Source organism: Bradyrhizobium sp. MOS003 (genome assembly GCF_003020125.1).
Taxonomy (GTDB): domain Bacteria; phylum Pseudomonadota; class Alphaproteobacteria; order Rhizobiales; family Xanthobacteraceae; genus Bradyrhizobium.
Genome location: NZ_PYFW01000001.1, coordinates 785,968 through 799,951, shown reverse-complemented (window position 1 = coordinate 799,951; position 13,984 = coordinate 785,968). Strand labels below are relative to the sequence as shown.

At 65.6% G+C, this 13,984-nt stretch carries 11 protein-coding genes; 5 read left to right on the top strand and 6 right to left on the bottom strand.

Going from position 1 to position 13,984, the window contains the following annotated elements; all coding sequences use genetic code 11:
- Positions 1-59: 59 nt before the first annotated feature.
- From C7G42_RS03780 to C7G42_RS03770, 3 genes are all read right to left on the bottom strand, one after another.
- A complete protein-coding gene (locus C7G42_RS03780) occupies positions 60-572 on the bottom strand; it encodes a TIGR02281 family clan AA aspartic protease (RefSeq protein ID WP_199580635.1) in 513 nt (170 codons plus the stop codon).
- Between the two features lie 119 nt (positions 573-691).
- Positions 692-3,166 carry an ATP-dependent helicase HrpB gene (gene hrpB / locus C7G42_RS03775; RefSeq protein WP_199580634.1) on the bottom strand — a complete coding sequence of 825 codons (2,475 nt, stop codon included), beginning with the start codon at positions 3,164-3,166 and terminating at the stop codon, positions 692-694.
- Between the two features lie 147 nt (positions 3,167-3,313).
- A complete protein-coding gene (locus C7G42_RS03770; protein WP_106947717.1) occupies positions 3,314-4,630 on the bottom strand; it encodes a UDP-glucose dehydrogenase family protein in 1,317 nt (438 codons plus the stop codon).
- 196 nt (positions 4,631-4,826) lie between these two features.
- Between C7G42_RS03770 and C7G42_RS03765 the strand changes: the two genes are divergently transcribed.
- The 3 genes from C7G42_RS03765 to C7G42_RS03755 all read left to right on the top strand — a co-directional run bounded on the left by C7G42_RS03765 (position 4,827) and on the right by C7G42_RS03755 (position 10,027).
- Positions 4,827-5,894, top strand: coding sequence for an acyltransferase family protein (locus tag C7G42_RS03765; RefSeq protein ID WP_106947716.1), 1,068 nt, complete (start codon positions 4,827-4,829; stop codon positions 5,892-5,894).
- Positions 5,895-6,130: 236 nt separating this feature from the next.
- Complete coding sequence (gene polA / locus C7G42_RS03760; protein WP_106947715.1) at positions 6,131-9,166, top strand: DNA polymerase I; 3,036 nt, start codon at positions 6,131-6,133, stop codon at positions 9,164-9,166.
- A 225-nt stretch (positions 9,167-9,391) separates the two neighbouring features.
- Positions 9,392-10,027, top strand: coding sequence for a LysE family translocator (locus C7G42_RS03755; RefSeq protein WP_106947714.1), 636 nt, complete (start codon positions 9,392-9,394; stop codon positions 10,025-10,027).
- A 160-nt stretch (positions 10,028-10,187) separates the two neighbouring features.
- Here the strand turns inward: C7G42_RS03755 and C7G42_RS03750 are convergent, their stop codons facing one another.
- Entirely contained in the window at positions 10,188-10,814 is a 627-nt protein-coding gene (locus C7G42_RS03750) for a glutathione S-transferase family protein (protein WP_106947713.1), read from the bottom strand.
- Between the two features lie 174 nt (positions 10,815-10,988).
- Between C7G42_RS03750 and pyrE the strand changes: the two genes are divergently transcribed.
- Positions 10,989-11,552, top strand: coding sequence for an orotate phosphoribosyltransferase (gene pyrE / locus C7G42_RS03745; protein ID WP_008136514.1), 564 nt, complete (start codon positions 10,989-10,991; stop codon positions 11,550-11,552).
- Positions 11,553-11,847: 295 nt separating this feature from the next.
- A complete protein-coding gene (locus C7G42_RS03740) occupies positions 11,848-12,624 on the top strand; it encodes a DUF2865 domain-containing protein (RefSeq protein WP_199580633.1) in 777 nt (258 codons plus the stop codon).
- A gap of 132 nt (positions 12,625-12,756) precedes the next feature.
- Here the strand turns inward: C7G42_RS03740 and C7G42_RS03735 are convergent, their stop codons facing one another.
- The gene (locus C7G42_RS03735; protein ID WP_106947712.1) at positions 12,757-13,188 is read right to left on the bottom strand and encodes a hypothetical protein; all 432 of its coding nucleotides are present in this window, start codon (positions 13,186-13,188) and stop codon (positions 12,757-12,759) included.
- Positions 13,189-13,306: 118 nt separating this feature from the next.
- Positions 13,307-13,978: a ligase-associated DNA damage response endonuclease PdeM gene (pdeM, locus tag C7G42_RS03730; protein WP_199580632.1), complete on the bottom strand. Its 672-nt coding sequence runs from the start codon at positions 13,976-13,978 to the stop codon at positions 13,307-13,309.
- Positions 13,979-13,984: the final 6 nt, after the last annotated feature.

Sequence of the window (13,984 nt, the reverse complement as noted above, 5' to 3'; positions counted from 1 at the left end):
GCGGAATATAGCACCCAAGCTGGCCTTAAGGGAGGCCCTACCAGGCCAATTAGAGCGGCCTACTGCTCCAGCACCATCTGGCCGTTGGAATATTCGAAGCGCTTCAGGCGGGAGAGGAAGGAGAGGCCGAGCAGGTTCTCCGACAGCGCCTGGTCGGGCAGCACCATGGCGTCGACGTCGCGCACCACCAGACCGCCGACCTCGAGCATCGCGATGCGGGTGCGCGCGGCCTTGATGGTGCCATTGGCGGTAGAAACGGTGGCATTGTAATCGCTGCGTGAGGGACGCAGGCCAAAGCGGGCTGCCGAAGTCTCATTCAGCGCAACCACGGAGGCGCCGGTGTCGAGCATGAATCCGATGCGCTGGCCGTCGATCCGGCCCTCGGTCTGGAAATGACCGCGGCCATCGCGGGCAATGGCGACGCTGCGGCCCCCGGCAGGCGCAGTGGCCGCAACGGCGAGCGTGGTGCGCGGCACCGCGGTTGCGGAAGCCGAACTCATCTTGTCCGCCATCTGCGCCATGAAGGTGCCGAGGCCGATCAAGACGGCTGCGATGATCAAAATGTTACGCATCACACCACTTCCGAGCCGGAAAGCTCGATTTCACCACGCGACACGCCAGGCCGCGAGCATTGCTGCGGCCAGAGCGACGCTATTTTGATGAAAAGGATGAGCGAACGGTTAAGACGACTTCAGGTGCCGCGCGGCTTGGCGCGTCGGGTCGGCACTGCGCTGGCCGGATCGTCCGGCCAGGGATGGCGGGGATAGCGGCCGCGCAGGTCGGAACGGACCGCGGCGTAGCTGCCGCGCCAGAAGCCAGGAAGATCGCGCGTCACCTGGACCGGACGCTGCGCCGGCGACAGCAACTCCAGCACCAGCGGCACCTTGCCGGCGGCGATCGAGGGATGGGTGTTAAGACCGAACAATTCCTGCAGCCGCACCGCGATGGTTGGCCCCTGCTCGGCCTCGTAGTCGATCGCGAGCACGCTTCCGGTCGGCGCCTCGAAATGCGTCGGCGCCTCGCGCTCGAGCCGCGCGCGCATCTCCCACGGCAGCAGCGCCATCAGTGCAACCGAGAGATCGCCGGGCGAGACGTCTTTGAGCGCGATCTTGTCGTAGAGCGCCGGCACCAGCCACTCGTCGCGGCGCGCGATCAAGCCGTCGTCCGTGAGATCGGGCCAGCTGTCGCCCTCGGCCTTGCGCAGAAACAGCACGCGATCGCGCCATTGTTTGGCGGCCTTCGACCAGGGCAGCCGATCGAGGCCGGCGGCGATCAATCCGTCGGCGAGAATCCGCGCGGTGTCCTCGGTCGGTGACACGGCCAGTGTCGCTTCGGACAGCGTGATCGCATGCAGCACGCGCTTGCGCCGCGCGCGCAGCGCCATCGCGCCGCGGTCGAACGAAATTTCGTCGGCGCTCTCGATATGCTCGGCGAAATGCCGCTCGATCTCGTCCTGGGTGATTTGCGCAGCGAGCAGGATACGTCCGCTCGCCGCCGTGCCCGTCATCTCGCCGATCGCGATATAGGGCGCGCGGGCTAGCGCGGATGTCTGCTCGACCGCGGCGCCGCGGCCGTTGGCAAGCACGAAACTGCCATTACCGCGATTGCGCGCGACGCGGTCCGGGAACGCATAGGCGAGCATCAAACCGGTCGAGAGATCATCCTGCGGTCCCGCCTTCTCCGAAGCTGCCACTTGCGAGGCCCAACGCCGCGCCAGATCGCGCGCGCTGGCGGCGCGCGGCGAGCGGTCGCGGCGGAACTGGTCGCGCCGGTGCTCGAGATCGACGCTGTCGCCGCCAAGCCCGCGCTCCGTGATGATGGCCGCGATCTCGGCGGCAGCTTCGCCCTCGCCTGCGCGATGCGAATCCACGATCATGCGCGCGAGCCGCGGCGGCAGCGCCAGCGCACGCAGGCTTTTTCCCTCTGCGGTGATGCGACCGTCGCCATCGAGTGCGTTGAGCTCGGAGAGCAGGCTTTTTGCCTCCTTCCACGCAGGCCCCGGCGGCGGATCGAGGAATGACAGCGAGGCGGGATCGCTGACGCCCCATTGCGCGAGATCAAGCACGAGCGAAGACAGGTCGGCGCTGAGAATTTCCGGCTGGGTGTAGGGCGCCAGCGAGGCCGTCTGCGGCTCGTCCCAGAGCCTGTAGCAGACACCCGGCTCGGTGCGGCCGGCGCGGCCGCGGCGCTGGTCGGCTGCCGCACGCGAGGCGCGCACGGTCTCGAGCCGCGTCAGGCCGATGTCGGGCTCGTAGCGCGGCACCCGGGCGAGACCGGAATCGACCACGATGCGCACACCTTCGATGGTGAGCGAGGTCTCCGCGATCGAGGTTGCCAGCACCACCTTGCGCATGCCTTTAGGGGCAGGCGAAATCGCACGGTCCTGCACGGCGGCGTCGAGCGCGCCGAACAGCGGCACGATCTCGACGCTGGCGTCCTGCACGCGCTCGCCGAGGAAACTCTGGGTGCGGCGGATTTCGGCAGCGCCCGGCAGGAACGCCAGCACGGAGCCGCCATCGGCTCGCAGGGCCGAGGCGATCGCATCCGCCATCTGCCGCTCGATCGGCGCATCCGCCTTGCGGCCGAGATACCGTGTCTCGACCGGGAAGGCGCGGCCTTCGCTCTCGACGACGGGCGCATCGCCAAGCAACCTTGCCACGCGGGCGCCATCCAGCGTGGCGGACATCACGAGGATGCGGAGGTCCTCGCGCAGGCCGGTTTGGGCGTCACGGGCCAGCGCGAGGCCCATGTCGGCATCGAGCGAGCGCTCGTGGAATTCGTCGAACAGGACGGCGGCAACGCCTGACAGCTCGGGATCGTCGAGGATCTGGCGGGTGAAGATGCCCTCCGTCACCACCTCGATGCGCGTGGCGCGCGAGATCTTCGAGCCAAACCGGACGCGATAGCCGACGGTCTCGCCGGCGCGTTCGCCCAGCGATTTGGCCATGCGGGCGGCGCTGGCGCGCGCCGCAATACGCCGCGGCTCCAGCACGATGATTTTCTTGCCCCTCGCCCAGGGCGCCTCGAGCAGCGCGAGCGGCACGCGCGTGGTCTTGCCGGCCCCGGGCGGCGCCACCAGCACGGCCGCGTTATGCGCCTCCAGCGTGCGCGACAAATCGTCGAGCACGGCATCGATCGGAAGGGGTGTGTCGAAACTGCGGGGCAAGGCCTATCCACTCGTCATGCCCGGGGAAAAGCGCAAAGCGCGTCTTCGCACAGAAGTCGCCGGGCATCCACGTCTTGGACCAGAAAACAGACGTAATTAGCCGGGGCAAGCCCGGCCATGACGGAATCATGCGCAGCTGTGAAGCTATCAGCCCTGCACGGGCGGCCGGCCGATGCTGTCATAGGTGAAGCCGGCGGCTTCCATGTCCTCGGGGCGGTAGATGTTGCGCAGGTCGACGATGACGGGTTGCGCCATGACGGTCTTCAGTCGGTGGAGATCGAGCGCTCGGAACTGCACCCATTCGGTGACGATGACGAGTGCATCGGCACCTCGCGCGCAGGAATAGGCGTCCTCGCAATAGGTGATGTCAGGCAGCTCGCCCTTGGCCTGCTCCATGCCGACGGGATCGAACGCCTTGACCTTCGCACCCATGTCGATCAGGCCCGTCACCAGCGGGATCGACGGCGCATCGCGCATGTCGTCGGTGTCGGGCTTGAAGGTGAGGCCGAGCACGGCAATGGTCTTGCCGCGCAGAGAACCGCCGAGCGCCTGGCTCACCTTGCGCGCCATCGCGCGCTTGCGGTTCTCGTTGACCGCCAGCACGGATTCGACGATGCGCAAGGAGACGTCGTAATCCTGCGCGATCTTGATCAGCGCCTTGGTGTCCTTCGGGAAGCACGAGCCGCCGAAGCCGGGACCGGCATGCAGGAACTTGGTGCCGATGCGGTTGTCCAGGCCAATGCCGCGCGCGACCTCCTGCACGTTGGCGCCGGCTTTCTCGGAGAGATCGGCGATCTCGTTGATGAAGGTGATCTTGGTCGCGAGAAACGCGTTCGCGGCGTATTTGATCATCTCGGCGGTCCGACGCTCCGTGAACATCAACGGTGCCTGGTTCAGCGACAGCGGACGGTAGATGTCGCCCATCACCTTGCGGCCGCGCTCGTCGGAGGTGCCGACCACGACGCGATCGGGAAACTTGAAGTCGCGGATCGCCGCGCCCTCGCGCAGGAATTCTGGATTGGAGGCGACCACGACGTCGGCGTTGGGATTGGCCTCGCGGATGATGCGCTCGACCTCGTCGCCGGTGCCGACAGGCACGGTCGACTTCGTCACCACGACGGTGAAACCTTGCAGCGACTGCGCGATCTCTTTCGCTGCAGCGTAGACATAGGAGAGATCGGCATGGCCGTCGCCACGGCGGGACGGCGTGCCGACAGCAATGAACACGGCATCGGCATCCGCGACCGGCTTCTTCAGGTCGGTGGTGAAGTCGAGCCGCTTGGCCTTGACGTTGGTCGCAACCAGTTCGTCGAGCCCGGGCTCGTAGATCGGGATCTCGCCGCGATGAAGCGCCGCGATCTTCTTCTCGTCCTTGTCGACGCAGGTGACGTCGTGGCCGAAATCCGCAAAGCAGGCGCCGGAAACCAGTCCCACATAGCCCGTGCCGATCATCGCAATGCGCATGAAAATCCCTGTTTTGGTTAACGAATGATGCTGCTTTGCAGCGGTCTTAGAGCATTTTGAGGTCCTCGGGGAAGAGGTCAGCCCCAAGAAAGCAGCCGGAAAGCCGGCATGCGAATTGTACAGTAAAGGGGACCGAAACCAGACACCGCCATACTGCCTCGCTCTTGGGCGGAACAGCGCCTCGAAAAGGGACATCATGACACCATTCGGCACAATCGCCGCGGCCGGAGGCTTAAAGAGCCCGACGGCCGCGCGTGTCGACTGGATCGACTACGCCAAGGGCATTTGCATCGTCATGGTCGTGATGATGCATTCGGTGCTGGGGGTCGAGCTCGCCGCCGGCCAGACTGGTTTCATGCATGTCGCCGTGGCCTTCGCAAAGCCGTTCCGGATGCCGGATTTTTTCCTGATCTCCGGCCTGTTCCTGCCGCGGGTGATCGACCGGGATTGGCGAACCTATCTCGACCGCAAGGTGGTGCATTTCGCCTATTTCTATGTCGTCTGGGTGACAATCCAGTTCGGTTTCAAGGCGCCCGCTTTCGCGGCAGAGACGAGCTGGCACCACGTCGGCCTCTTGTATCTCGAATCCTTCGTGGAGCCGTTCGGCACGCTGTGGTTCATCTATCTGCTGCCGGTCTTCTTCGTCGTCACAAAACTGACACGCAAATTCCCGCCGCTCGTGATCTGGCTCGTCGCCGCCGCACTGGAGACGGCCCGCATCTCCACCGGCTGGACCGCGATCGACGAGTTCTGCGCCCGCTTCGTCTATTTTTATTCGGGCTATCTGTTCGCACCTTACGTATTCGCGCTGTCGGATCGCGCGCGGAAACATCCCATCCTTGCGCTCGCAGCGCTCGCGACCTGGGCGCTGGTCAATGCCGGCCTCGTAGCATTCGGCGCCAGCGAGTGGAAGATCGTCTCGCTCGTGCTCGGCTTTGCCGGTGCCTGCGCCATCATCACGATGGGCACGCTGCTCGCGCGCGCGCAGTGGCTGAACTTTTTCCGCTTCTGCGGCGAGCATTCGATCGTGATCTATCTCGCCTTCTTCCTGCCGATGGCGGCGACGCGGACGCTGCTGCTGCGCACCGGCATCATTCCCGACATCGGCACGGTGTCGCTGATCGTCACCGTCGCCGGCGTGCTCGGCGCGCTTGCGATCTGGCGGGTGGCGCTGCGGCTGCACGCCGATTTCCTGTTCGAGCGTCCAGAGGCGTTCTGGATCGCGCCGAAGAAGGCGGGGCCGGTGTTGCAGGCGGCGGAGTAGCCTCGCTCTACGTCGTCCCGGGGCGCGCGAAGCGCGAGCCCGGGACCCATAACCCCAGGATGACGCTGTTGCAGAAGACGGCAACCACGAGTCTTCGCCAAACTACTCCCTATGGCTATGGATTCCGGGCTCGCGCTTCGCGCGCCCCGGGATGACAGTGGGGATAGTGGCGTCACCGAGCCAAAAATCACCCTTCCAAGGCTGTCAAAGCCCGCAAAAATTCTTACATTGCGGCCATGCCCAAGACATCCCCGAAGACCGCCGCCGAAACCAAGTCCGCTGCTGCGCCAGCTGCTGCCAAACCGGTCGCAGCGAAGACTGCCGGCAAGGGCGACCACATCTTCCTGGTCGACGGTTCCGGCTACATCTTCCGCGCCTATCACGCACTGCCGCCGCTGAACCGCAAGTCCGACGGCTTGCAGGTCAACGCCGTGCTCGGCTTCTGCAACATGCTTTGGAAGCTGCTGCGCGACATGCCCGTCGACAACCGGCCGACGCATCTGGCCATCGTGTTCGACAAGTCCGAGGTCACCTTCCGCAACAAGATCTATCCCGAATACAAGGCGCACCGGCCGCCGGCGCCTGACGATCTCATTCCGCAATTCGCACTGATCCGCGAAGCCGTGCGCGCCTTCGACCTGCCCTGCCTGGAACAAGGCGGCTTCGAGGCCGACGACCTGATCGCGACCTATGCGCGGCAGGCCAGCGAACGCGGCGCCACCACGACCATCGTGTCCTCCGACAAGGATCTGATGCAGCTCGTGAACGACAAGATCATGATGTACGACACCATGAAGGATCGCCGCATCGGCATCCCCGAGGTGATCGAGAAGTTCGGCGTGCCACCGGAGAAGGTGGTCGAGGTGCAGGCGCTGGCCGGCGACTCCACCGACAACGTGCCCGGCGTGCCCGGCATCGGCATCAAGACCGCCGCGCAGTTGATCACCGAGTATGGCGACCTCGACCAATTGCTGTTCCGCGCCACCGAGATCAAGCAGCCGAAACGGCGCGAGGCGCTGATCGAGAATGCCGAGAAGGCGCGAATCTCGCGCAAGCTCGTGCTGCTCGACGACAAGGTGAAGCTGGACGTGCCGCTCGACGACCTCGCCGTCCACGAGCCCGACGCACGCAAGCTGATTGCGTTCCTGAAGGCGATGGAATTCACAACGCTGACGCGCCGTGTCGCCGACTACTCTCAGATAGACCCCGCCAACGTCGATGCCGATGCGAGCAACAGCAGCGGCGCCAAGGCCGGCGACGGCGCCGCCAAGGCAAAATCGTCCGAGGCCTCCGGCGATCTCTTCGGCGCGCCTGCGGCCATCGCGACCGGCGGCGACAAGGGCGACAAGGGTGCGAGCCTGAAGGGCGCGCCGATTTCTCTGGCCGCCGCGCGCGAAGAGGCGCTCCGCAAGCTTCCATTCGATCGCGACAAATATCAAACGATCAAGTCGCTGCAAGAGCTCAACGCCTTCATCGCGCGCATCCATGACGCCAGCCATGTTGCGATCGAGATTCGCGCGAACTCCATCGATCCCATGCAGGCCGATCTCTGCGGCATCGCGCTGGCGCTGACGCCAAACGAAGCCTGCTACGTACCGCTGGCGCACAAGCAGTCCGGCGGCGACGGCGGCTTGTTCGACGCCGGCCTCGCGCCGGATCAGGTCAAGCACGCCGACGCCATCGACGCGCTGCGTCCCGTGCTGGAATCACCAGGCATTCTCAAGATCGGTTTCGACGTCAAATTCACCGCAGTGATGCTGGCGCAGCACGGCATCACCTTGCGCAACACCGACGATGCCAAACTGATCTCCTACGTGCTCGATGCCGGGCGAGGTTCGAATGAACTCGACTCGCTCGCCGAGCGCTGGTTCGGCCACGCCATGCTGAAGGAGAACGAGCTGCTCGGCAGCGGCAAGGGCAAGATCACCTTCGACCAGGTGCCGATCGACAAGGCCGCGCCGCTGTCGGCCGAAAGCGCCGATATGGCCCTGCGCGTCTGGCGCGTGCTGAAGCCGCGCCTCGTCGCCGAGCATATGACCACCGTCTACGAGACGCTTGAGCGGCCGCTGGTGTCGGTGCTCGCGCGCATGGAACGGCGCGGCATCTCGATCGACCGCCAGGTGCTGTCGCGACTCTCGGGCGACTTCGCCCAGACCGCGGCCCGGGTCGAGGCCGAGATCCAGGAGATCGCCGGCGAGCCGGTCAATGTCGGCAGCCCCAAGCAGATCGGCGACATCCTGTTCGGCAAGATGGGCCTGTCCGGGGGCACCAAGACCAAGACGGGCGCATGGTCGACCACCGCGCAAGTGCTGGACGAACTCGCCGAGCAGGGCCACGATCTCCCGAAGAAGATCCTGGAGTGGCGCCAGGTCTCGAAACTGAAATCGACCTATACCGACGCGCTGCCGACCTATGTCAATCCGCAGACCCATCGCGTGCACACGACCTACGCGCTGGCAGCGACCACGACGGGCCGGCTGTCGTCGAACGAGCCGAACCTGCAGAACATTCCGGTCCGCACCGAAGACGGCCGCAAGATCAGGCGCGCCTTCATCGCGACGCCCGGGCACAAGCTGGTCTCCGCCGACTATTCGCAGATCGAGCTGCGGCTGCTGGCGGAGATCGCCGACATTCCCGTGCTCAAGCAGGCGTTCAAGGACGGTCTCGACATTCACGCCATGACCGCGTCGGAAATGTTCGGCGTGCCGATCAAGGGCATGCCGAGCGAAATCCGCCGCCGCGCCAAGGCGATCAATTTCGGCATCATCTACGGCATCTCCGCGTTCGGCCTTGCCAACCAGCTCGGCATCGCGCGCGAGGAAGCCTCGGCCTACATCAAGAAGTATTTCGAACGCTTCCCCGGCATCCGCGCCTATATGGACGAGACGCGCGATTTCTGCCGGCAGAACGGCTACGTCACCACGCTGTTCGGCCGCAAGATGCACTATCCCGACATCAAGGCCTCCAACGCCTCGGTGCGCGCCTTCAACGAGCGCGCCGCGATCAACGCGCGGCTGCAGGGCACCGCGGCCGACATCATCCGCCGCGCCATGACGCGGGTCGAGGACGCGCTGGACGAGAAGAAGCTCTCGGCGCAAATGCTGCTGCAGGTGCATGACGAATTGATCTTCGAGGTGCCGGACGCCGAGGTCGCAGCGACGCTGCCGGTCGTGCAGCACGTGATGCAGGACGCGCCGTTCCCGGCCGTGCTGCTCTCAGTGCCGCTGCATGTCGATGCGCGCGCGGCGAATAATTGGGACGAGGCGCATTGAGGCTGCTTTCCCCGGATGCTGCGCAACGCGCCGCCCTTCGCGGCGTGGTGCGTTGCTGATCCGGGGCCCACGCTGCGCCAACTGCGTCCCGGCTCTGCGGCGCACCGTTTCACGCTGCGCCGCGTCCGGGACACGCGAGTTCAATTGTCCTCCGAGCAATTGCGTAATGGCTCCCCCGGTTCGCGCATATTAGAACCGGACCGCGTCTCGGACACCGGTTCACCCATGCCCCACACCTCCGCCCTGCTCGGCTTCGCCCTCGTCTGCCTCGGTCTCGTGCTCACCCCGGGCCCGAACATGATCTATTTGATCTCGCGCTCGATCACGCAAGGGCCTGCGGCGGGCATCGTCTCGCTCGGCGGCGTGGCGCTCGGCTTCGTGTTCTACATGTTGTGCGCGGCGTTCGGCATCACGGCACTCTTGCTCGCCATTCCCTTTGCCTACGACGCACTGCGCTTTGCCGGCGCGGGTTATCTGTTGTGGCTGGCCTGGCAGGCGGTGAAGCCCGGCGGGCGCTCGCCGTTCCAGGTGAAGCAGCTTGCCATCGACAGTCCGCGCAAATTGTTCGCGATGGGCTTCGTCACCAATTTGCTCAACCCGAAGATCGCGATGCTTTATCTTGCGCTGCTGCCGCAGTTCATCGATCCCACAGCCGGCAGCGTGCTGACGCAGTCGGTCGTGCTCGGAGCGATCCAGATCGCGATCAGCGTCAGCGTCAATGCGATGATCGCGCTGGCGGCCGGATCGATCGCGCTGTTCCTGGGAAGCCGACCGAGCTGGATGCTGGTGCAGCGCTGGCTGATGGGCACGGTACTGGCCGGGCTGGCGGTGCGGATGGCGGTCGAAGCGAAGAAGGTGTAGCCGACGTCGCGAGCCACACGCTCGTGTCCCGGACGCGCTGCACGCTCTTGCGATGCTGCGCGGAGCCGGGACCCAGTGTTGCCGCATGGGCCCCGGCTCTGCAGTGCATCGCTTGCGCGCTGCGCTGCGTCCGGGGCACGAGATCCGAAAGCTGAGAGACTTAGTCCAGCTTCGCTTCCATACCCCGCTTTACCGCCGGCCTTGCCATCAGCGCCTCGTACCAGCGCTTGACGTTGGGGAAGTCGGTCAGATCAACCTTGTGGCGAGGGTGGCGCCAGGCCCAGCCCAGGATGGCAAAATCGGCAATCGAGAGTTCGCCGGCGACAAAGTCGTGGTCCGCCAGCCGACGGTCGAGCACGCTGTAGAGCCGGCGCGTCTCCGCCATGTAGCGCTTGAGGCCGTAGGCACGGTCCTGCTCGTTCTCGAGTGCGATGAAATGATGCACCTGGCCCGGCATCGGGCCGAAGCCGCCCATCTGCCACATCAGCCATTCATAGACCGGGATGCGGGCACCCAACGATTTCGGCAGGAATTTGCCGGTCTTTTCACCGAGATAGAGCAGGATCGCGCCGGATTCGAAGATGCTGACGGGCTTGCCGTCCGGGCCCTCGGGGTCGACGATCGCGGGAATCTTGTTGTTCGGGGAGAGCTTGAGGAACTCAGGTGCCATCTGCTCGCCCTTGGTGATGTTCACCGGGACCACCTTGTAAGGCAGCCCCATTTCCTCCAGCGCGACCGAGATCTTGCGGCCGTTCGGCGTGTTCCAGGTGTGCAGCTCGATGGTCATGCCTTGTTTCCTTCCCCAACAGGTTTGGCATCCCACCTACTCCAGAACGTCGCGCCCCCACAACCGGCGGTCCGGGATGGGCGATCCCTGTTGACGAGGGACGCCCCCTCTGGAATGTCGCGCCCGTCGCGGATAAATTCCGCCACTTTCCAAAAACGCTCCCGAGGGACCGCCGTGTCGAAATCAGCCTCCCGCGCCCGCCTGTTCGAAATCATCCGCCGGCGCTCCTTCGGCCGCGGCGAGGTGACGCTCGCGTCGGGCCGCAAGAGCGATTTCTACTTCAACCTCAAGCCGACCATGCTCGACCCCGAAGGGGCGACCCTGCTCGCCGAGCTGACCTATGAGGCGCTGAAGGACGACAATCTCGATTTCATCGGCGGCCTCGAGATGGGCGCAGTGCCGCTCGCCGGCGCCCTGGCGCAGATTTCCTGGATCAAGGGCCATCCGATCGCGGCGTTCTTCGTACGCAAGAAGCCGAAGGAGCACGGCGCCAAGCTCGCGATCGAGGGCCTCCCCAGAGGCGAGACGCTCGAGGGCAAGCGGGTCGTGATCGTCGAGGACGTCACCACCACTGGCGGCTCCGCGATGAAGGCGGTGGAATCGGTGCGCGAGACCGGCGCCGAGGTGGTGCTGGTGCTGACCATGGTCGACCGCGAAGAAGGCGCCACCGACACGTTCGGTGCGGCCGGCTTGCCGTTCCGCTCGCTGTACAAGGCCTCGGAGTTCTTGAAGGCTTGATGCCCCCCGCTCCCGTGTCCCGGGCGCGACGCGGCGCGTAGCGATGCGACGCTGAACCGGGACCCAGCGCTTAGTCCGCATCCGCATGGGCCCCCGGCTCTGCAGCGCACCGCTGAAGGAGCGCTGCGCCGCGTCCGGGGTACGAGACCAACTCTCCCTCAACCGCTCATTTACCATCCGGCCTTATGGTGAATCATGTGCTGAGATCCCCAAGGGGGTCCGGCCGGTTCCGTAGCGTCGGGTGGAGTGAGCGTTGCGTACAGTCCTGTCCCATGCGCGCCGGCGGCGACGCGCGATGCTTGTAGCCGCCACCCTTGCAGCACCGCTGCTTGCGGCGCCGGCCCCGGTTTCGGCCGAGGGCCTGTTCGACTTCTTCTTCGGCGGCATGCAGCAGCAGCAACGGCCACAGCGCGAGGTGCCGCAGCAGGCAAGTTCCTACGCCGATCCCTTCACCGGCCAGCAGAATGCCGCCACTCCGCAATATGTGCCGCCGACCCGCGCGGCCGCAGCCGGGGGCTCCGGCCCCGCCTTCTGCGTGCGCAGCTGCGACGGCAAATATTTTCCGCTGATGCGCGGCCTCGCCTCGCCGGCCCAGATGTGTCAGGCGTTCTGTCCTGCCAGCGCGACCAAGGTCTTTTTCGGCTCGTCGATCGACGGTGCGGCGTCGCAGACCGGCGAGCGTTACGCCGACAGCGAGAACGCCTTCGCCTACCGCAAGGCGCTGCGTTCTGACTGCACCTGCAACGGCCGCGAGCCGGTCGGCCTTGCCCCGGTCGATCTCGCGCTGGACTCCTCGCTCAAGGCCGGCGACGTGATTGCCACCACCGACGGGCTCGTCGCCTATACCGGCATCCGCGTCGGCAACGACCAGGCCGCGGACTTCACCCCGGTTGCCTCCTATCCCGGCCTCACCGCCCAGGTCCGCGCCCGCCTCGGCGAGATGAAGGTGGCCCCGGTGCGGGCAGAGACGGTGTCGGCAGATGCACCCGCCGCGGAGATCGTGCGTGAGACGCTGCCGGATGTGACGGTGCCGAAGACGGCAAAGCCGGCGAAGCGGGCCGGGCTGGATTAGTCGCCCTCGTGTCCCGGACGCGCTGCAGCGTGAAACGCTGCTGCGCAGAGCCGGGACCCAGACTGCCGCGAGATGGGCCCAGGCTCTGCAGTGCACCGCTCAGGAAGCGCGGCGCAGCGTCCGGGCACGAGACTATCGCCCGATGATCACCCCGATCACGTTGGGCGCCGCCAGATATTTCTCCTCGATCGCCGCGCGCGCGGCGGCGCGGTTGTCCGGGGTCAGGAGCCCGCGCTTCTCGGCCAGGATCATCCAGCAGAAGCCCCACCAGTCCGTCAGCATGCCGGCTTCGTCAACGAGGTCATATCCCTGCTCGGCCGCGAAGATGCGCGCATGGGCTTCGTCCAGCGTGTCGAGAAACAGATGGTCCTCGACCGAGAACAGATCGTCGCTGACGTCGTCGATGGTATAGCCCCAGATCGACTGGCACACCGCGTTGAACTCGCGGTCGAACTGGTCGTCATCGATCCTCTGGCGCCGCGCCGCCTGATGCAGCCGCGACAGCGAGCGCGCGAAATCGGCGATCCGGGTAAGGGCAAATTGATCGAAGGCGATGGTGGACATGTAGTCCTCGCAAAGTCTGACAGACGCTAGATATTGTGCCAGCAACGCGCCGAATCGCAATGATATATCAAAGACTTGCTAAAGTGTTCTTAATTTGTTCCGGGACGAGGCCGAAATTTCAGGAACAGCGCGAGGCCGCAATCGCATGGACGCGGCGGTCGCCGAGCAGATGGGCGACGAAGCCGTTGGCCGGAAAGATCCTCGCGAATGCGACGTCGCGAATGCTGAGGCCGCCCGCATAGGCGCCGAACGCCGGCATCACCGCTCGCATCCCGTCGGATGCGAAGCAGCGGCGCTCCATCGAGCGGCCACGCGCGGAGACGCGCGCCTTGGGATGGAGATGGCCGGCGATCTCGCCGCACGCACCGGTCGGCTCGTGACGGAAAGTGATCGGGCCGATCCCGACTTCGTCGGCGACGGTGCCGCCGAGATCGCTCGGCAGCATCGGATCGTGATTGCCCGAAATCCAGATCCAGTCGCGGCCGGTCTGGAGCCCTGCGACCGCATCGCGATTTTCCGGCGACAGCCGCTCATGCGCGGTGCGGTCGTGAAAGCTGTCGCCGAGTGCGATGACCGTGCGCGGATCATGGCGGGAGATGACAGCAGCGAGACGACTCAGCGTGGCCAGCGTATCGTAGGGCGGCAGCAACACGCCGCGGGCGGCGAAGCTGGAGCCTTTTTCCAGATGCAGGTCGGAGACGACGAGCAGGCGCTGCTCTTCCCAGAACAAGGCGCCGGAGAGATCGGCGGCGAAGGTCACCTCGCTGATGGTGACTGTGGACACGCGCATGTCGTC

Coding starts and splice junctions, on each gene's coding strand:
- C7G42_RS03740 (WP_199580633.1), top strand. CDS start 11,848: ATGCTTGTAGCCGCCACCCTTGCAGCACCGCTGCTTGCGGCGCCGGCC.
- C7G42_RS03765 (WP_106947716.1), top strand. CDS start 4,827: ATGACACCATTCGGCACAATCGCCGCGGCCGGAGGCTTAAAGAGCCCG.
- C7G42_RS03780 (WP_199580635.1), bottom strand. CDS start 572: ATGCGTAACATTTTGATCATCGCAGCCGTCTTGATCGGCCTCGGCACC.
- C7G42_RS03755 (WP_106947714.1), top strand. CDS start 9,392: ATGCCCCACACCTCCGCCCTGCTCGGCTTCGCCCTCGTCTGCCTCGGT.
- C7G42_RS03770 (WP_106947717.1), bottom strand. CDS start 4,630: ATGCGCATTGCGATGATCGGCACGGGCTATGTGGGACTGGTTTCCGGC.
- polA (WP_106947715.1), top strand. CDS start 6,131: ATGCCCAAGACATCCCCGAAGACCGCCGCCGAAACCAAGTCCGCTGCT.
- C7G42_RS03735 (WP_106947712.1), bottom strand. CDS start 13,188: ATGTCCACCATCGCCTTCGATCAATTTGCCCTTACCCGGATCGCCGAT.
- pdeM (WP_199580632.1), bottom strand. CDS start 13,978: ATGCGCGTGTCCACAGTCACCATCAGCGAGGTGACCTTCGCCGCCGAT.
- C7G42_RS03750 (WP_106947713.1), bottom strand. CDS start 10,814: ATGACCATCGAGCTGCACACCTGGAACACGCCGAACGGCCGCAAGATC.